Below are 16,630 nucleotides of genomic sequence, written 5' to 3'. Positions count from 1 at the left end.
AGATCTGAATGAGCCGACTGGATTCCATGCTGCGCCGCCTGACCGCACAACGCGACGGTTTGAATTGGGCGGTCGACCAAGTCTCGGACATGGCGGGCGACGTTCTGGATATGGGTCTTGGAAACGGGCGCACTTATGATCACCTGCGGGAAATTCTACCAGATCGGAGAATTTGGGTCATGGACCGCGTGCTTCAGTGCCATCCGTCCAGCACACCGCCAGCAGAGGATTTTTTGCAGGGTGAGGCCGAGCCGATGCTGCAGAAGCTGGCAGAAGGTGGACCCAGGATCGCTTTCGGTCACTACGATTTCGGGCGCGGCGTTAAGGAAGAGGACGTGGCCGAAGCGGCGCGTCTCAGCCCCTTTATCGCGCAGGTGATGTTGCCCGGCGGACTGTTGATCTCGGGCCAACCGCTTGTCGGCTTTCAGCAGATCAGCGGACCGGACACCATCGCGCCGGACCGTTACTTGTTCTACAGGGCCTGATCAGGCCACGCGCCGTCCGCGCGACCAAACACCATTCAACGCAGGGGTGCCTTCGCGCATCCGGAACCGGATGACGTCGGCACGTGCACCCGCCCGCAGCTCACCACGATCATCCAGCCCAACGACCTCTGCCGGTGTCTTTGTCACGGTTTTCAATCCGCGGGCGAAATCACCCCACATCTCGCCCAGTTTCACAGCAGACAGCAACAATGCGGATGGCACATAATCCGAGGACAGAATGTCGAGATGACCCAGCTGCGCCAATTCATGCGCAGCGACATTGCCGGAATGCGACCCGCCCCGGATCACGTTGGGTGCGCCCATCATCACCTTGATACCGTAGTCTTGGCAGGACTGCGCGGCCTCGACCGTTGTCGGGAACTCGGCAAGGGTGATCCCGTGACCGGCCGATACGCGCACCTGTTCGTCCGTCGTGTCGTCATGGCTGGCCAGCATCGCACCAAACCGTTTGGCCGCTTTTACCGTCTCAACCTCGTGCAGATCACCATAGCGGTCGCGCATCGCCTTAAGGTCGGCCACGTGTTGCAGAAATCCATCTCCCTCAAGCCCCAGTTTGCCTTTCAGATAAGCTTCCAGTTTCGACAAATCGCGGAACTGCCGTTGTCCGGGCGTGTGATCCATGAGGGAGACTAGGCCAACACGGTCTTCGGGTCCAAATTCGTTTAATTCTTCGGCAAGGGTTTCCGAGCAGACCTCGGCCCGCAAATGCAGAAAATGGCTGATCTTCAATGCATCCTGTTCCCGCAACTGCCACAGCTCACGCGACAGACCGCGCGCGTATTTGACATAGCGTTGCCCGGACGGGATCGAGCCTATCCGCATCGCGTCGAACACGGTCGTGATCCCGGTACTGGCCAGTTCGGCATCATGGGCCAGAATAGCGGCTGCATGAGGCCAGTCGACCTTGGGCCGCGGCTGGATGTGGCGCTCAAGGTTGTCCGTGTGAAGTTCGACCAGACCAGGGCAGACATAATCCCCTTCGCAGTCAATTGCGCCAGCGGGAACAGTTGCGCCGGTCGCGACCTCAGCAATCGTATCCCCCACAATCCGAAGGCTGCCCACGACCGTCTCATCGGGAAGAACAAGCGTGGCATTGGCAAGTATCATTTCTTCTGTCATCTGAACTTCACAAGGTTTGAGCTATTGGAAAGGCCACGCATAGGAGGCCAATGTGACATTCACGCGATACGCGATCTATTTTGCGCCACCGGCTCAGGCCGAATGGACAATCTTTGCGACCCAATGGTTGGGCTGGGACATGGAAGCCGGAACTGAAGTTGCGCATCCTGTCATTGACGGCGTGGACGTCGCAGCCGCGACCGATGTTCCGCGCAAATACGGTCTTCACGCGACGTTGAAGCCGCCGTTTCGCCTGAACAAGGGGCAATCTCAGATCGACTTGCAAGACGCCTGTGAACGGTTGGCCGGAACGCAACCGCCCGTCACGCTGGACGGGTTCGAGATCGCCCGGCTGGGTCGTTTTCTGGCCCTGCAGCCGGTAGGTAATACCGACGCGCTGAACGCGCTTGCAGCGGCTTGCGTCCGCGAGCCTGACAGCTTCCGCGCCCCCGCGCCCGCCGCGGAACTGGACCGCCGACGTGCCTCGGGCCTGACGCCGGAACAGGACGCCAACCTGCTGCGTTGGGGTTACCCTTACGTGATGGACACGTTCCGCTTTCACATCACCCTCAGCGGAAAACTGGACAAACCCACGCTGAAAACCGTGCAGGTCGCATTGGAGGACCATCTGGTCCCCCTGCTTCCCGCGCCGTTTCAGATTAAGGATTTGGCGCTTATGGGCGAAGCCGGAGATGGGAGGTTTCATCTGATCCATCGCTACGCCCTTTCCGGTTGAAGCCCGGCAAGGATCGCATCAATCGTGACTTCCAGCGGCCCGGAGTTATCAATTTCGATCACGCGGTTCAGCCCGTCGGGCAAGGGCATACCAGCCCGTCCCAAACGACGCGCCTGATCAGAGGTGCTTTCCCGCCCACGCGCGAAGAGGCGCTGCGCCAGCACCTCAGGGTCCGCTGTCAGCGAAATCACGATCAGGTCGCCAAAAACCACCTGCGCGTTCAACAAAACCGAACGGGACAGATTGACCAACAGCGCATTCGCCGTTTGCCGTTGGGCTGCAATCTCAATCGGGATGCCATAGTGCAGCCCATGCGCGCTCCAGTGCAACGCAAAGGCTCCATCCAGCACCATCTGCTCGAAGATTTCAATCGACACCCGGTCGAAATCTTCGCCTTCTTCGCCTTCGGGTCGGGTAATCACCCGGCGAACCCGCAGAATACCTGGCGACCGCGCGACCAACGCCTTCATGACGCTGTCTTTGCCGACACCTGACGGACCAACAACGGCTATGACCGGCGCAAGGCTCACGCGACCATCCCCCGGGTGAATTCAGACACGTTGATCTCGCGATCACAGACCCGGCTGCGCGCTTCGATATCGTGGAAAATTCCAACAATCGCCGCGCCGCGTTCTTTGGCCTCTTCGATCAAAGACAGCACCGTTTCGCGATTTTGCGCATCCAGTGAGGCAGTCGGTTCGTCCAACAGCATCGCAGGGTAATCATGCGCAAACCCACGTGCGATGTTCACCCGCTGCTGCTCACCGCCCGAAAAAGTAGTCGGGCTCAGACTCCATAGTCTTTCGGGAATGTTCAACCGCCGCAACAAACCCGCCGCCTTGTCCAGCGCCGCTTGCTTGTCGCAGCCAACGGCCAACAGCGGCTCGGCCACCACCTCAAGCGTCGGAACCCTGGGGACCACACGCAAGAACTGACTGACATAGCCGAGCGTCTCACGCCGCAACGCCAGAATTTCGCGCGGTTCGGCCTTGGCGACGTCCAGACCACCGACAAGAACCCGGCCTGATGCGGCCAGATAATTCCCATAGATCACCCGCATCAGTGTTGATTTCCCTGCGCCCGAGGCTCCGGTCAGGGCGACGCATTCACCTGCGGCGACTTTCAGCGATGCACCCTGCATCACCGGAATTACGGCACTACCCTGATTATGCAGGGTAAAGCTTTTGCTGACATTGATAAGCTCAATCATAGCACTTCATCTTTTTCCAAATACTCAAACCTGCAGAACACTGGATACGAGCAACTGCGTGTAGGCATGTTGTGGATCGTCCAGAACCTGATCGGTCAACCCGGCCTCAACCACTTGACCGCTTTTCATCACCATCAGTCGATCCGCCAGCAGGCGTACGACGGCGAGGTCATGGGTGACGATGATCGCGCTCAACCCCATCTCACGCACCAACCCGCGCAGCAGATCCAGCAGACGCGCCTGAACGGAAACATCCAGCCCGCCAGTTGGTTCATCCATGAACACGAGGCGCGGCCCCGTGACCAGATTGCGGGCAATCTGCAATCGCTGCTGCATCCCGCCTGAAAAGGCCGACGGACGGTCATCTACACGGGATTCCTCAATCTCAACCCGGCCCAGCCAGTCGATCGCACGGTCTCGGATGTCGCCATAGTGACGATCCCCCACCGCCATCAGACGCTCACCAATATTGCCGCCAGCACTGACCGACATCCGCAGGCCGTCTCGCGCATGCTGATGTACAAAGGCCCAGTCCGTTCGGCTCAGCATCCGGCGTTCCGGTTCGGACATGGTGACCGTATCCACTGGACCATCAGCACGTGTGTCAAAAATCACCTGCCCTGCATCGGGTTCCAGATGACCGGCCATGCAATTCAACAGCGTCGACTTGCCCGATCCGCTTTCACCCACGATCCCCATTACTTCTCCAGGGAAGAGATCAAAACTCACATCCGAGCACCCGATCCGCGCGCCATAGCGCTTTTCGATGCCTTTGACCTGCAATAAGGGGGTCATGCCGCATTCTCCTCGGCCAGTTGGCCAACATGGCCCGCCTCGCGGCGTGACCGGCAATAATCGGTGTCGGAACAGACGAACATCCGGTTGCCTGCATCATCCATGATCACTTCGTCGAGATAGCTATCCTCTGCCCCGCACAGATCGCATGGGTGATCGGCCTTGGTGGCCTCAAACGGGTAATCCTCGAAATCCAGACTGACTACCTTGGTATGCGGCGGAACCGCGTAAATCCGCTGTTCACGTCCCGCACCAAACAGCTGGATCGCGTCCATCTCAAGTTTTGGGTTGTCGAATTTCGGGATCGGCGACGGATCCATCACGTAGCGGTCCGACACTTTCACCGGATAGGCATATGCGGTCGAAATCGCCCCGTGCTGGCTGATGTCCTCGTACAGCTTCACATGCATCAGCCCATATTCTTCGAGGCTGTGCATCTTGCGGGTCTCGGTCTCACGCGGTTCCAGAAAGCGCAGAGGTTCCGGGATCGGCACCTGATAAACGATGATCTGGTCCTTGCGCAGCTTCGCCTCGGGGATGCGGTGGCGGGTCTGGATGACTGTGGCCTTTTCGGTTTCCTCGGTCGTTTCCACACCTGCCGTGTTCTCAAAAAACTTGCGGATCGACACAGCATTGGTGGTGTCATCGGCACCCTGATCGATCACTTTAAACGTGTCTTCGGGTGTTAATGTAGCGGCTGAAACCTGCACTCCACCGGTGCCCCAGCCATATGGCATCGGCATTTCACGGCTGGCGAATGGCACCTGATAACCGGGCACAGCCAGACCTTTCAGAATGGCGCGCCGGATCATTCGCTTGGTTTGTTCGTCCAAATATGCGAAGTTATACTCATTCATTTTGATGTATCACTTTGTTTTTGGTGTTTTTGTGGACGTATTTCTGTTGGGCGCACTGTTATTGGCGCTATTGGTGTATCTTTTCTTTCACTCTCGTCATGCGAAGCGTCGACGTCGTGCGCAAAGGCGGGATCCAAATGGCGAATGGAGTTCGGTTGGCGCGCGCACGGACCCGCCACCCGGTAGAAACCTGCGACGCCCGTAAGGCAGGTTTGGCAATTCGTCAGCCTGGTGCGCCCCAGTGGGGATGCAGACGCAGTCCAGCTCATAAGCGACCCCTTGCACACAGCTCGGCCTCCAACACTTGAGGAGAGGTAGAGTGGACGCTGCTTTTGCAAACGGACTGCGCGGCGTCTTCGAACGCCAGTTCGTCGGCCCATGCCAAGTGGGGGTGCCAGTCAAGCAGAACACTACCGATTTTGAACACGACGGCCTTCATTCTGCGGCCTCCTTTGGCGTGATTCGCTCTTCGGCCTCACGGCGCAGTTTGCGAACCAGCTCCAGTTCGGACTGAAAGTCGACGTAATGCGGCAGCTTGATATGTTCCAGGAATCCAGTCGCCTGAATGTTGTCCGCGTGGCTAAGGACGAATTCCTCATCCTGCGCGGGCGCACCCAGATTGTCTTCGCCCAACTCTTCCCAACGCAGGGCGCGATCCACCAAAGCCATCGCGATGGACTTCCGTTCAGACTGACCAAAGACCAAACCATAGCCACGGGTGAATTGCGGCGGTTCGGTCTTGGAACCCTTGAACTGGTTCACCGTCTCGCATTCGGTCAGCTCGATTTCGCCGATGTCGATGGCGAAACCCAGTTCCGGGACCTCCATTTCGACCGAGACCTTGCCGATCCGTAACTCACCGACGAATGCGTGGTTACGGGCGTAACCGCGTTGCGTTGAATAGGCCATGCCCAGCACAAACCCCTCATCCCCGCGGGTCAGGGATTGCAGACGCAGGGGGCGGTTCGACGGAAACTCCATCGGTTCGCGGGTCAGATCACCCGGGGTGGTGTCACTGGCGGGTTCATCCTGAATGATGTCCTCGCCCTTCAGGAACTTAGTGATATGTGGCGTCGCCTCGGTGCGGGGTTGCGCCGTAGGCGCAGCCGGAACCTCACCTTCTGCGGCCAGTTTGAAGTCCAGCAATCGGTGTGTGTAATCAAAGGTTGGCCCCAGCACCTGCCCGCCCGGCGCATCCTTGAACGTGGCCGAAATCCGGCGATCACACGCCATCTCATCAGTCTTAACCGGGTTCGAATAGCCAAATCGCGGCAATGTCGTCCGATAGGCTCGGATCAGAAAGATCGCTTCAATCAAATCACCGCGCGACTGCTTGATAGCTAGGGCCGCCAAATCAGGGTCGTACAAGGACCCCTCGGCCATCACCCGATTGACCGCCAAACCCAGCTGTTCGCGGATTTGGGCGATGCTCAGTTCGTCAATGTCGGTTGCGCCGCGTCTTTCTTCCGCCAACCAGGCATGTGCGTTTTCGATGGCCGTCTCGCCACCCTTGACTGCAACATACATTGCCTAGGCCTCCACACTGATTTGGGAACTGCGAGGCAGGGCCGCCACCCGGTCGCCGCAGGTAAAAAAGAAGTCACATCCAAGCGGGTACAAAGCCGCGTTGGCCTGCATTGCCAGGGCATCCGGCAAGGAAAGCCGCGCAGTGTCTTTGATCCCTGGACCACTTAGAATGGCACCTGCTTGTTGCAGCGCGTCACATTCAACAATCAAGGTGGTCGAGCGATCCGGGTATTCTGCGGTACCGATACGAAATGATCCCAGTGGGCTGAGCTCGGCCCAAGTCCCAACGGCGAAATCTGCGACGGCGGCCTGTGAAAGGGGTGCACCTGTGTGAAAGGTCAGCCACTCGCGTACTGCATTGGTGTTGAACGCACCCGCCAGGTGGACCTTTGTCTCGGGGTCACACAAAGTCAGCAGCAAGGTTCCCGCTGCGATCGACAGGGGCTTTGGCGGTTGCGCACCCTTCAGATCACGGATTTCTCCGGGCTGGGCCATTACGGTCATGGCGGCGCGGAATGCATGCGCGGCCTGGACCGGTGCATTCTGAAAACCCCCGGAAAATTGGGTCTGCGCCGTCATGTGTCCTCTCCCCTTACCATGGTGAAAAACTCGACCTTCGTCGCTGCGGCTTTGGAGGCGCGATCTGTTCTGGCGGACTGCATCTGACCCTTGAGCGGCGCGATCACTTGGTCATGAACCGCACCCGCAGCCGAGGTCTGCATCAAGGCATCAATCAACGCGGCCGCCTGGGCCTTGGGCTTGGACCGGCCCTGCACGTATCCATGCCCAACCGTTCCATCCTGCAGCACCAGAGAACACCGCGTGACGGTCATTTCGCCAAGGTTGAACCGAGCGCCAGTGCCACCAGTGCGCCCGCGCACCATGACGCCGCCCACTTCGGGGCTGCGCAGCCATTCAAAATTCGGGCGTACTTCGTACTTGTCCCAAAGGGGCATCAGCGCGCTTTCAGGCGCACGCGCCAGCAGGCCCATCCAGTCCTGTCGCGTTGCCTTAGAATTATATGTTTGATCTGTCATCAAAGCCTCTTGGCCGGGTTGTCTACATGATCTATACAACTAGACAAATACTACATCCCGATGCCTGGGCTGGCAATCCGCAACCTTGTGAAGATTTGATGACATGAGAAAAACACCCGTCTGGAAAAGCATCGCCCTGAACCTGACATCCGACATTGCAGAAGGCCGCTACAACACCGGCGACCGGCTGCCGACCGAGGCGCAATTGGCGGCAAAACACGGGGTCAACCGCCATACGGTACGGCGCGCGTTGTCGGATCTGGCGGACCAAGGTCTGGTGCATGCCCGTCGCGGCGCCGGTGTCTTTGTCGCGGCCCGTCCGACCGATTATGCCATCGGCAAGCGCGTCCGATACCACAAGAGCATCTCGGCCAGCGGTAAGATTCCCGGCAAAAAGATACTTACGCTCACAACGCGCGCCGCAGATGAAACAGAAGCAGAGGCCCTGGAGATCGCTTCAGGCGACCAGGTACACGTATATGACGGACTGTCTCTGGCGGATGGGCAGCCAATCGGGCTGTTCCAAAGTGTCTTTCCCGCGGACCGCTTGCCTGGCATTCTTGAGGCGCTATCCGAGACAGAATCGGTAACGAAGGCTTTGCAGCACTGCGGTGTTAAGGATTACACCCGCATCTCAACCCGCCTGAATGCGCGCGCGGCGACGGCAACACAGGCCCTGCACCTGCGACTGACAGAAGGTGCGCCTGTACTGTATTCCGTCGGCATAAACGCAGATCCTAATGGTCTGCCGATTGAATTCGGGCGTACCGTATTTGCCGGAGATCGGGTCACCCTGACCCTGAACGAGGACTAGGCCGCAGAAACCCTCCCGCCCGTCTCGATCTCCTGACTGAGGTCTCATCCCGTTGGTCATAGCCGATGCGGGTGCGGGCACAGGAGGTTTCGGTTCTTGCCTACTCAAGTCAGCTCGTATTTTTCCAGGAATGCCTCGGCGCTAAATGTTCGGAAATCCGGCAGGGCGGCGCGCAGACGGTCATTGTCCCAATCCCACCAGGCCAGGTCCATCATGCGCTCGGCCACGCCAACCGGATACCGGGTACGGATCGGTTTGGCGGTCACGCCGCCTACAATTGTATAGGGCGCTACATCCTTAGTGACGACAGACCCCGAGGCAACCACCGCGCCGTGCCCGATGGTCACTTCAGGTTTGATAATTGCCGCATGCCCAATCCAAGTATCATGGCCGATCCGGGCGACGCGACTGGCGCGATGTTTGAACCAATCCGCGTCATCCTCGGCATCATCCCAGTAATCTGCCGAACGATACAGGAAGTGATGCAATGAAGCCTTCTCCATCGGATGATCTGTCGCGCCGATCCGAATGAAACTGGCGATATTGGCGAACTTCCCGATCTCGGCATTCGCAATGTCACAGGTCCGGTCGCAATACGAATAGTCGCCGAAAGCAGAATTCACAACGCGGCTTCCCGCACCAATTTCGACAAATTCGCCGAAGGAACTACCCGAGATTTGGCAATCAGGATGGATAAACGGTTGGTCGGAACGCAGTCGTGCCATTGTTTTGTAGTCCTTAGTCATGAGTCACGGCAAAAAGAACGACTTTGCCTTTGTGTCCCTGGCTTTGCGTATCTTGCCTGTCTCACCCTGGATAAGCCGGCGGCGCAGCCAGCCCGAGAACCAGTCCATCAGCATCACCATCAGAGTGATCAGAACGATGTAATAGGCGACCTCTTCCCAATCCTTCTGGGTGATGATCGCTTGCGTCAGCAACAGACCGATGCCACCGCCGGTGATCGCACCGATCACAGTTGCGCTGCGGGTGTTTGATTCAAGGAAGTAGAGCAACTGACTTAGCAGCACCGGTGTCACCTGTGGGATCACACCATAGCGATAGCGTTGCGGTGCATTCGCCCCGGTGGATTGCACACCTTCGATCTGCTTTTCGTCGACGTTTTCTAGCGCTTCCGAGAAGATCTTGCCGAACGTGCCGGTATCGGTCACCAGAATTGCCAGCGCTCCCGTCAGCGGGCCGGGTCCAAAAGCGCGAGCCAGAACAACCGTCCAGATCAGCGCGTCTACGCCGCGTACAAAGTCGAACACACGCCGTGTCAGAAACCGGACGGATTTGAGCGGGTTGAAATTTCGCGTGGCGAGAAACGCCAAAGGCAATGCGATCATACCTGCGCCTAACGTGCCGAGAAATGCCATCAGGATGGTTTCAAAAATGGCCCAGACAACATCCTGATGCCGCCACATCTTGTTGGTCCAGAAGTCATTCAAGATCGCTCTGGCCTCGCCTTGCGCAGCCAGACCGGCCAATTCAGGGAACGACTTACCATAGTAAGGGCTATCAAGCGTGAACCAGAACAGCTCCCACCCATTGAAATAGCGGAAGACCTCGGACCGGTTGCGGGTCACGGTCAGGCGCCCCGCATCCGTTGTAATCGCCATGCGGTTTTTTGAAACGTTGATCCAATCCGGCGCCTCGCCCGCGGGCAGTTCAGCCTGAACACCAGCAGAGCGGGTTGGTGTCGCGCGGACGATGCCATAGCCGGGGATATCGTATTCCACTGTCTCGGGACCAAAGCGGACGATGTGGCCGTCTTCCAGATCAATGACCGTAGTCTCGCCTAAACTCACCCAGCCCGGAGCCTCACCGTCGGGGTAGCGGCCCTTGCGTTCACCTTCGATGGCGGTGGAAACCTCACCGGTGCGATTGTCACGCGAAACATGCGTTTTGTAGCTGTAGCTGTCTGCAATCAGCGTTTTGCCGTTCTCCCAGTTCGCACGCTCGGCCATTCCAGACACGTCGAAAGCAAAGAACACGTAAATCAGATAGACAAAAACAAGCGCGGGCAATCCAAAGTTGGTCAGCCGTTTGCGGTTGAACAAACGATCAGCCTCGGCCTTCAACTCATCGATGGTCAGGTCGGTGGCAAAAGTGCTCATGCCCGCGCTCCTTTCTCGGAACCGTGGGTCAGACGCGCACGCAACAGACCCGACATCTGATCGACAACAACAATCGTGACGAACAGCAGAAGGAAAATAGCAGCAGCTTCGTCATAACGCCCCTGCCCCCAGGACATCGCGTTGCGCAGCTCGTAACCCAAGCCGCCGGCGCCAACAAAACCAAGAATGGCCGAGGCGCGAATGTTGATCTCGAACCGCAGCAGCGCATAGCTGACATAGTTCGATCCAACCTGCGGGATCACGCCCAGATACATCCGCTGAGACCAGTTTGCACCGACCGAATGCAGCCCTTCGACCGGCTTCAGCGAGGCATTTTCGTTCACTTCCGAGAACAGCTTGCCAAGCGCACCCGCCGTATGAATGGCAATGGCAATCATTGCGGGCACCGGACCACCGCCCAACACAAAGATCAAAACCAAAGCGATAACGATTTCAGGCACCGCGCGAAAGATATCAGCGATGCGACGAAACAGCGGGATAAGCGAGGGCCACAATGCCATGCCACGCGTGGACATCAGCGCCAGAAACGTCCCGGCGATGGCCCCTATCAACGTCGAAGCCGCAGCGATATTGAGTGTCTCGACCAGAGCCGGGAAAAACTTCACAAGGTTCTCCGGCATCGCGCCGATCTTTTCCCATGCTTCCGACAGAACCTCGGTCGGGTAGTCGAGGATACGGTGCCAGCCGTCGACAAAGCTGCCGGCATTACGGTCGTCGGCAGTGCGGAAACCCGCTGCCATCATGGCCACGAATACGATCAGAAGGATACCACCATAGACCCGCTTGCGTCGTGTCATCTCGGAATAGTCGGCCCGGATCTGGTCGACGCTGGGGGACCCTACGGTCAGGTCTGTCATGGAATGCTCCTGAGTGGAAAAACGGGGTCCGGTTGTGCGCCGGACCCCGATCATTGTGCTTACGGACTTAGTTGGACTTCAGCTTGCGCGCTTCGATAATGATTTCGTAGGCGTCGTGGGTGATCGGCATAAGGCCTTTGGATTCACCGCCCAGAACGTTGTACATGCAGTCCGGATCAATCGAATTCATCGAGGCCAGCATACCGGTCATCTTGATTTTGACATCCTCGGGCAGTTCGGTGCGCAGAACAAACGGGCCTTCAGGGATCGGAGCGGATTTCCAAATCTCGACCAGATCGTTCATGTCGACCAGGCCGGCATCCACGGCACGGCGCAGCGCGCCGGACTGATAACCGTCTTCCCAGTCCCCAAGGCCGTCGGCCCATGTCACGCCACCGTCGACATCACCGTTGTTTACGGCCACAATGGTCTGCTCATGACCACCGGTGAATTTGACTTCACCAAAATAATCACCCGAGGTCATGGTTGCACCGGTTGCCTGCGGAATTTCGATCGACGGGATAAGGAAGCCCGAGGTCGAATTGGGGTCGCCGAAGCCAAAGGTCTTATCCTTCATGTCTTCCAACGAGGCAATGCCACTATCCTTGCGGGCAAATCCGATCGAATAGTAGCCATAGCTACCATCCGTGTTGACTTTGACCAGAACAGGCTCGACCGCCTCAGGATCGCTCAGGTAGGTTTTGGCGTACCCTGATGCACCCAGCCAAGCCATGTCGATAGTGCCGCCAAGCAGCCCTTGAATGACGCCGTTATAGTCCGCCGGTGCAAACAGTTTGGTTTCAACACCCAGCAATTCCTGGGTCTGCTCGCGCAGGCATTCCTGCTTGCTCAGACGGTCCTGTGCGTTTTCTCCGCCCAGAATACCAATGCGGAATTCGGAAATATCTTGCGCCATGGCTGGCGCGGCTATCGCAGTTGTGGCCACCAGGGCGGCAATCAGTTTTTTCATCTGTCTCTCTCCGGTTTGATATGCCGGCCTTTCATCGGCCGGTCGATAAAAGGGGTGAATTGGGCCTAGATGGTCGCCTCGGCTTCCATCAACGCTTTTGAGGTCGCGTCGAGTGTTTCAATCTGGGTCGAAGTTGCCTCTTCCGAGAAGCTGGCGTCGGCGCCGTAAATTTCGCGGGCCACGCCAGTTGTCAGTTGCTCGGGCAACCCGTCGAAAACGATACGTCCGTCGCGCATACCGACGACCCGGTCACAATAGCGGCGGGCGGTATCCAGCGTATGCAGGTTGGCGATGACGGTGCGGCCGTCTTCTTCATGGATGCGGCGCAGCGCCTGCATCACCACCTGCGCGTTCATCGGGTCCAGCGAGGCGATGGGTTCGTCCGCCAGAATGATCTTAGGGTCCTGCATCAGGGCGCGCGCGATGGCGACGCGCTGTTGCTGACCACCCGACAGCGCTTCGGCGCGTTTGGGCGCGTGCGCGGCGATGCCGAGGCGATCCAGAATATCAATCGCACGGTGGATATCTTCCATCGGGAACAGGTTAAACATGGTCGCCAGTGTCGAGTGGCGGTTCAACGTGCCATGCAGCACGTTCGACACCACATCCATGCGCGGCACCAGATTGAACTGCTGAAAGATCATCGCGCAATCAGCCTGCCATGCGCGTTTATCACGGCCTTTCAGCTTGGTGATATCACGACCTTGAAACAGGATCTCGCCGTCGCTTGCATCCGTCAGACGGTTGATCATCCGCAACAACGTCGACTTGCCCGCGCCGGACCGCCCGATGATGCCAATCATGCATGGCTTGTCTACATCCAGCGTCGCTGCATCAACGGCCACGTTGTCGCCAAAGCGCTTGGTCAGTTTTTCTATCCGCAGCACGTGCCACCCCCAATTCGTGTTGGCGACCAGCTACAGGCGGGATTCAACGGCTTTGTGTCGGCACAGTGAAAGTTTTGTAAACACCCCTGCGCACCGAGGGCCTACCCATTGGCGCATATCGCCGCTATACGCTGTGCCAACACGCTATCCATATGAGGCCATTCATGAGCTTTGACCGCAGCATCAAGATCGCCCCGTCGATCCTGTCCGCAGATTTCGCCAATTTCGGTGCCGAGATTCAGGCCATCGAAGCCCAGGGGGCGGATTGGATCCATATCGACGTCATGGACGGCCATTTCGTGCCCAACCTGACCTTTGGCCCGCCCGCCGTCAAAGCGTTCCGCCCTCATGTCAAAACGGTCATGGACGTGCATCTGATGATCGCGCCGGTTGATCCCTACATTCAGGCCTACGCGGATGCAGGGGCCGATATCCTGACCGCACATGTCGAGGCCGGGGCCCATACCCACCGTACTTTGCAGGCGATTCGCGCCGCTGGCATGAAGGCGGGCGTTGCGTTGAACCCCGGCACCCCGGCCGACGCGGTTGAACACTTGCTGGACCTGACCGATCTGGTTTGCGTCATGACAGTGAACCCCGGTTTTGGCGGCCAGAAATTCATCGACATGACCAACAAGATTCGCAAATTGCGGTCGATGATCGGAGACCGTCCAATCCATATCGAGATTGACGGTGGCGTCGACCCCAAGACGGCCCCGTTGGTGGCCGCAGCTGGTGCGGATGTGCTGGTCGCAGGTTCAGCCGTATTCAAGGGCGGTTCGGTCAATAACCCGGAAGTATACGGCGCAAACATCAAAGCGGTGCGTAGCGCGGCGGAATCGGCGACCTCGTAAACATCACTGCATCCAAAGTGACGCGCTAGTTGGAACGTTGCGCGTCACTTGTCGCATCCGGTTGGCGGTTCTTGTACCGAGCACGCATCTTGATCGCTTGCATGAACCGCCCCTCGGCCACCAAAGCGGCCAGAAAGTCGCCAAGATAGTCCTGGTGCAGGCCTGCGGCGGTGGCAGAATCGAACATGCTTTCTGCTGCATCGAACCTGTCCTCGGCCAGCAGCACCAGCGCATTCGTATACTGCTCAAACTCTCCATCGGGGTAGAGACCAAGCGCCTGATCAATGGCATCACGGGCTTCATCCGTGTACCCCAGCCCTAACGCGATATCCGCATGCAGGCGGTGGTCAAAGCGGTCGGCACCCTCAAGCGCGACACTGCGTCGAATGTGGAAAAGAGCGGCTTCATACTCGAGGTCGTCCGCCAACATGCTGGCCCGCCAAAAAAGCAGATAACTACCCGGTCCCACCCGGCTTTCCGCCAGCTCCAACACCTCATGCGCCTGTGATCTTTGGCCTAAGTCTGACAGCGCCCGCGCCTTTCGCACGTAGCCGTCCGTGTCATCAGGTTCGGCCTCAATCACCGCTTCGGCATCTTTCAATGCCTGTTTGGGCCGATCCAGCATCAGCAGGATAAGGGACCGGCGCGATAATGCGGTCACGAAATCCGGCTTCAGTTCCAATGCCCGACTTACGTGGTCAAACGCAGCTTCCCAATCGTTCTGCTCGGACAACAGAAAGGCGACACCGTATTCCGCATATGGATCATATGGATCCAGTTCGCTGGCGGTTCTGAACAGGCTCAGCGCTTCGTCCTGCCGGTTATGATCCTCCAATATCCAGGCAAGCTCCCGCATCGCCCAAGTGTATTCAGGGTTCAGGGCCAGAGCGGTTTGCATCATCTCTTCGAATTCGGCAAAATCCATCTCTCCGGCCCGGCGCGCGCTGGCGGCAAGACCGGCCATGTTGCTGGCATTCGGTTTGCGAGACACGGCTTGCCTAAACAATGCGGTCGCAGCCGCATAATCATCGCGATTGTAATACACCCACGCCCGCCCCTGCAGCCCAAGTTCGGCATCGGGATTCAAGGCCAGAATTTCGGCAAATGCGTCATCGGCCTGATCCATATCATCGAGATCATAGTAGGCCCATGCCAGCTTATCCAACATCTCAATACGCTGCCGATCAGACGCGCCGACATCACTCAGCCCGTGCTGGCAGATTTCGATGATACGCTCTGGCGTGTCACTCTGATCCAGGCAGGCGGAAACATAGGTTTCCTGAGAGTTCGTAAGCAGCGGCTTGGCCTGCCCTACGCCAGCAACCGCGATCATTGCTGTCAGGGGAAACCCGGTGAATTTAGTTAACGATTTTATCATGTTACCGGAAATCTGAATGTCTGCCGCCAGAATACTGACAATTCTGAAAAGAAAAAGGCCGCCCCGGGTGACGCGGCCAAATAATTCGCCTGTGTGCCGGAAGAAACCCCGCCGCAGATCTTTCAGAGATTTTACGGAAGGGCTGTGGGGTTGGCGGTGGCAGTTTTGTTGTAGGTATCAACGGCCTTTACGATCCACGCCGAGGCCACTCAGCGCCGGGATGGAAAAGCATGTTCGCGTTTTAACGGAAGGTAGCAAAAACAAGCAATCGAGGCGGCACGAATGCGTGATAGATCCACGCGCGTTCAGATCCCGTTTGTTTCCTGCGTATTAAATTTCTCTGAAACGCACTCAAACGGTTTCCGTTTGCCATACTGGTGGATTGTGACCATGAACGAACGAATCCTACACCAAAAAACGAGAATACCCCCATGATTGAACGCATCGACACCGGCGAACGGTCCTCCAAAATTGTGAAACATAACGGCGTGGCTTACCTGACCGGGCAAGTCGCCGAGGGCGAGACAATTCAGGAACAGGTCCGTATTTGCCTCGGAAAAATTGACGCCCTTCTCAAACAGGCTGGCTCATCACGCGAAAAGATGTTGCGCGTGACGATCTGGCTAGCGGACATGAAGGATTTTGCCGGATTGAACGAGGTCTGGAATGCCTGGGTTCCAAAGGGCCATGCCCCCGCGCGGGCTTGCGGCGAAGCCAAATTGGCACGCGCCGAGCTGAAGGTGGAATTCATCGTCGACGCGGCCTACGATTAATTCCTTTCTGCGCAACGCGTGCTGACCACAGCAGGAATGCAAACAAGAAAGGGCGTCCCGAGGGACGCCCTTTTCGTTTGATATCTCGAGAGCGATTACTCGACGATTTTCGACACGACGCCGGCGCCGACGGTGCGGCCGCCTTCGCGGATGGCGAAACGCAGGCCGTTTT

The 16,630-nt window shown here is 57.9% G+C and carries 20 protein-coding genes; 5 read left to right on the top strand and 15 right to left on the bottom strand.

What is annotated here, in order from left to right; genetic code table 11:
* The first annotated feature begins 8 nt into the window (after nucleotides 1–8).
* Nucleotides 9–485, top strand: coding sequence for a class I SAM-dependent methyltransferase (locus tag AC2FID_RS19135; RefSeq protein ID WP_496699735.1), 477 nt, complete (start codon nucleotides 9–11; stop codon nucleotides 483–485).
* Here AC2FID_RS19135 and AC2FID_RS19130 read toward each other — a convergent pair whose 3' ends face one another.
* Nucleotides 486–1,625, bottom strand: coding sequence for an alpha-D-ribose 1-methylphosphonate 5-triphosphate diphosphatase (locus AC2FID_RS19130; RefSeq protein ID WP_496699736.1), 1,140 nt, complete (start codon nucleotides 1,623–1,625; stop codon nucleotides 486–488).
* Nucleotides 1,626–1,677: 52 nt separating this feature from the next.
* On the opposite strand from AC2FID_RS19130, the gene AC2FID_RS19125 reads away from it, so the two are divergent.
* Nucleotides 1,678–2,361: a DUF1045 domain-containing protein gene (locus AC2FID_RS19125; protein WP_496838214.1), complete on the top strand. Its 684-nt coding sequence runs from the start codon at nucleotides 1,678–1,680 to the stop codon at nucleotides 2,359–2,361.
* Here AC2FID_RS19125 and AC2FID_RS19120 read toward each other — a convergent pair.
* From AC2FID_RS19120 to phnG, 7 genes are all read right to left on the bottom strand, one after another.
* Entirely contained in the window at nucleotides 2,343–2,891 is a 549-nt protein-coding gene (locus AC2FID_RS19120; protein WP_496838212.1) for a ribose 1,5-bisphosphate phosphokinase PhnN, read from the bottom strand. The two genes, AC2FID_RS19125 and AC2FID_RS19120, sit on opposite strands and share 19 nt — an antisense overlap.
* Entirely contained in the window at nucleotides 2,888–3,571 is a 684-nt protein-coding gene (phnL, locus tag AC2FID_RS19115) for a phosphonate C-P lyase system protein PhnL (protein WP_496838210.1), read from the bottom strand. The genes AC2FID_RS19120 and phnL overlap by 4 nt, the downstream gene beginning before the upstream one ends.
* 24 nt (nucleotides 3,572–3,595) lie before the next feature.
* The gene (phnK, locus tag AC2FID_RS19110; protein WP_496706870.1) at nucleotides 3,596–4,366 is read right to left on the bottom strand and encodes a phosphonate C-P lyase system protein PhnK; all 771 of its coding nucleotides are present in this window, start codon (nucleotides 4,364–4,366) and stop codon (nucleotides 3,596–3,598) included.
* Entirely contained in the window at nucleotides 4,363–5,223 is an 861-nt protein-coding gene (locus AC2FID_RS19105; protein WP_282170705.1) for an alpha-D-ribose 1-methylphosphonate 5-phosphate C-P-lyase PhnJ, read from the bottom strand. Before AC2FID_RS19105 ends, phnK begins: the two co-directional genes overlap by 4 nt.
* 435 nt (nucleotides 5,224–5,658) lie before the next feature.
* Nucleotides 5,659–6,750, bottom strand: coding sequence for a carbon-phosphorus lyase complex subunit (locus AC2FID_RS19100; protein WP_496757698.1), 1,092 nt, complete (start codon nucleotides 6,748–6,750; stop codon nucleotides 5,659–5,661).
* Between the two features lie 3 nt (nucleotides 6,751–6,753).
* A complete protein-coding gene (gene phnH / locus AC2FID_RS19095) occupies nucleotides 6,754–7,329 on the bottom strand; it encodes a phosphonate C-P lyase system protein PhnH (RefSeq protein WP_496838207.1) in 576 nt (191 codons plus the stop codon).
* A complete protein-coding gene (gene phnG / locus AC2FID_RS19090; protein ID WP_282170702.1) occupies nucleotides 7,326–7,787 on the bottom strand; it encodes a phosphonate C-P lyase system protein PhnG in 462 nt (153 codons plus the stop codon). Before phnG ends, phnH begins: the two co-directional genes overlap by 4 nt.
* A gap of 103 nt (nucleotides 7,788–7,890) precedes the next feature.
* Here phnG and phnF point away from each other — a divergent pair, with 103 nt between their 5' ends.
* The gene (gene phnF / locus AC2FID_RS19085) at nucleotides 7,891–8,601 is read left to right on the top strand and encodes a phosphonate metabolism transcriptional regulator PhnF (protein WP_282120764.1); all 711 of its coding nucleotides are present in this window, start codon (nucleotides 7,891–7,893) and stop codon (nucleotides 8,599–8,601) included.
* 104 nt (nucleotides 8,602–8,705) lie between these two features.
* Here the strand turns inward: phnF and AC2FID_RS19080 are convergent, their stop codons facing one another.
* The 5 genes from AC2FID_RS19080 to phnC all read right to left on the bottom strand — a co-directional run bounded on the left by AC2FID_RS19080 (nucleotide 8,706) and on the right by phnC (nucleotide 13,453).
* Complete coding sequence (locus AC2FID_RS19080; RefSeq protein ID WP_496838205.1) at nucleotides 8,706–9,326, bottom strand: LbetaH domain-containing protein; 621 nt, start codon at nucleotides 9,324–9,326, stop codon at nucleotides 8,706–8,708.
* Nucleotides 9,327–9,350: 24 nt separating this feature from the next.
* Nucleotides 9,351–10,718, bottom strand: coding sequence for a phosphonate ABC transporter, permease protein PhnE (gene phnE / locus AC2FID_RS19075; protein WP_496838203.1), 1,368 nt, complete (start codon nucleotides 10,716–10,718; stop codon nucleotides 9,351–9,353).
* On the bottom strand, nucleotides 10,715–11,596 hold the full coding sequence (gene phnE / locus AC2FID_RS19070; RefSeq protein ID WP_496838201.1) for a phosphonate ABC transporter, permease protein PhnE: 882 nt from the start codon (nucleotides 11,594–11,596) through the stop codon (nucleotides 10,715–10,717). The genes phnE (AC2FID_RS19075) and phnE (AC2FID_RS19070) overlap by 4 nt, the downstream gene beginning before the upstream one ends.
* Nucleotides 11,597–11,663: 67 nt before the next feature.
* Entirely contained in the window at nucleotides 11,664–12,566 is a 903-nt protein-coding gene (gene phnD / locus AC2FID_RS19065; protein WP_496726761.1) for a phosphonate ABC transporter substrate-binding protein, read from the bottom strand.
* A 65-nt stretch (nucleotides 12,567–12,631) separates the two neighbouring features.
* Nucleotides 12,632–13,453 (bottom strand): phosphonate ABC transporter ATP-binding protein, encoded by an 822-nt coding sequence (gene phnC, locus AC2FID_RS19060; protein WP_496699749.1) that lies wholly within the window; start codon nucleotides 13,451–13,453, stop codon nucleotides 12,632–12,634.
* A gap of 164 nt (nucleotides 13,454–13,617) precedes the next feature.
* Here phnC and rpe point away from each other — a divergent pair, with 164 nt between their 5' ends.
* The gene (rpe, locus tag AC2FID_RS19055) at nucleotides 13,618–14,307 is read left to right on the top strand and encodes a ribulose-phosphate 3-epimerase (RefSeq protein ID WP_496838199.1); all 690 of its coding nucleotides are present in this window, start codon (nucleotides 13,618–13,620) and stop codon (nucleotides 14,305–14,307) included.
* A gap of 25 nt (nucleotides 14,308–14,332) precedes the next feature.
* Here rpe and AC2FID_RS19050 read toward each other — a convergent pair whose 3' ends face one another.
* Complete coding sequence (locus AC2FID_RS19050; protein ID WP_496838197.1) at nucleotides 14,333–15,685, bottom strand: tetratricopeptide repeat protein; 1,353 nt, start codon at nucleotides 15,683–15,685, stop codon at nucleotides 14,333–14,335.
* A 431-nt stretch (nucleotides 15,686–16,116) separates the two neighbouring features.
* On the opposite strand from AC2FID_RS19050, the gene AC2FID_RS19045 reads away from it, so the two are divergent.
* A complete protein-coding gene (locus AC2FID_RS19045) occupies nucleotides 16,117–16,458 on the top strand; it encodes a RidA family protein (protein WP_496838195.1) in 342 nt (113 codons plus the stop codon).
* A 95-nt stretch (nucleotides 16,459–16,553) separates the two neighbouring features.
* Here AC2FID_RS19045 and AC2FID_RS19040 read toward each other — a convergent pair.
* Nucleotides 16,554–16,630, bottom strand: a 77-nt coding sequence (locus tag AC2FID_RS19040; RefSeq protein ID WP_211198660.1) for an EF-Tu C-terminal domain-related protein, incomplete at its 5' end; no start/stop codon positions are given.

Source organism: Ruegeria sp. CDSC068, assembly GCF_059610545.1.
This window is presented reverse-complemented; position numbering and strand designations above follow the sequence as displayed.

Excerpts from the sequence above, each read along its gene's own strand:
- AC2FID_RS19135 (WP_496699735.1), top strand. The coding sequence starts at position 9 with ATGAGCCGACTGGATTCCATGCTGCGCCGCCTGACCGCACAACGCGAC.
- AC2FID_RS19130 (WP_496699736.1), bottom strand. The coding sequence starts at position 1,625 with ATGACAGAAGAAATGATACTTGCCAATGCCACGCTTGTTCTTCCCGAT.
- phnL (WP_496838210.1), bottom strand. The coding sequence starts at position 3,571 with ATGATTGAGCTTATCAATGTCAGCAAAAGCTTTACCCTGCATAATCAG.
- phnK (WP_496706870.1), bottom strand. The coding sequence starts at position 4,366 with ATGACCCCCTTATTGCAGGTCAAAGGCATCGAAAAGCGCTATGGCGCG.
- AC2FID_RS19105 (WP_282170705.1), bottom strand. The coding sequence starts at position 5,223 with ATGAATGAGTATAACTTCGCATATTTGGACGAACAAACCAAGCGAATG.
- AC2FID_RS19100 (WP_496757698.1), bottom strand. The coding sequence starts at position 6,750 with ATGTATGTTGCAGTCAAGGGTGGCGAGACGGCCATCGAAAACGCACAT.
- phnH (WP_496838207.1), bottom strand. The coding sequence starts at position 7,329 with ATGACGGCGCAGACCCAATTTTCCGGGGGTTTTCAGAATGCACCGGTC.
- phnG (WP_282170702.1), bottom strand. The coding sequence starts at position 7,787 with ATGACAGATCAAACATATAATTCTAAGGCAACGCGACAGGACTGGATG.
- phnF (WP_282120764.1), top strand. The coding sequence starts at position 7,891 with ATGAGAAAAACACCCGTCTGGAAAAGCATCGCCCTGAACCTGACATCC.
- AC2FID_RS19080 (WP_496838205.1), bottom strand. The coding sequence starts at position 9,326 with ATGGCACGACTGCGTTCCGACCAACCGTTTATCCATCCTGATTGCCAA.
- phnE (WP_496838203.1), bottom strand. The coding sequence starts at position 10,718 with ATGAGCACTTTTGCCACCGACCTGACCATCGATGAGTTGAAGGCCGAG.
- phnE (WP_496838201.1), bottom strand. The coding sequence starts at position 11,596 with ATGACAGACCTGACCGTAGGGTCCCCCAGCGTCGACCAGATCCGGGCC.
- phnD (WP_496726761.1), bottom strand. The coding sequence starts at position 12,566 with ATGAAAAAACTGATTGCCGCCCTGGTGGCCACAACTGCGATAGCCGCG.
- rpe (WP_496838199.1), top strand. The coding sequence starts at position 13,618 with ATGAGCTTTGACCGCAGCATCAAGATCGCCCCGTCGATCCTGTCCGCA.
- AC2FID_RS19050 (WP_496838197.1), bottom strand. The coding sequence starts at position 15,685 with ATGATAAAATCGTTAACTAAATTCACCGGGTTTCCCCTGACAGCAATG.
- AC2FID_RS19045 (WP_496838195.1), top strand. The coding sequence starts at position 16,117 with ATGATTGAACGCATCGACACCGGCGAACGGTCCTCCAAAATTGTGAAA.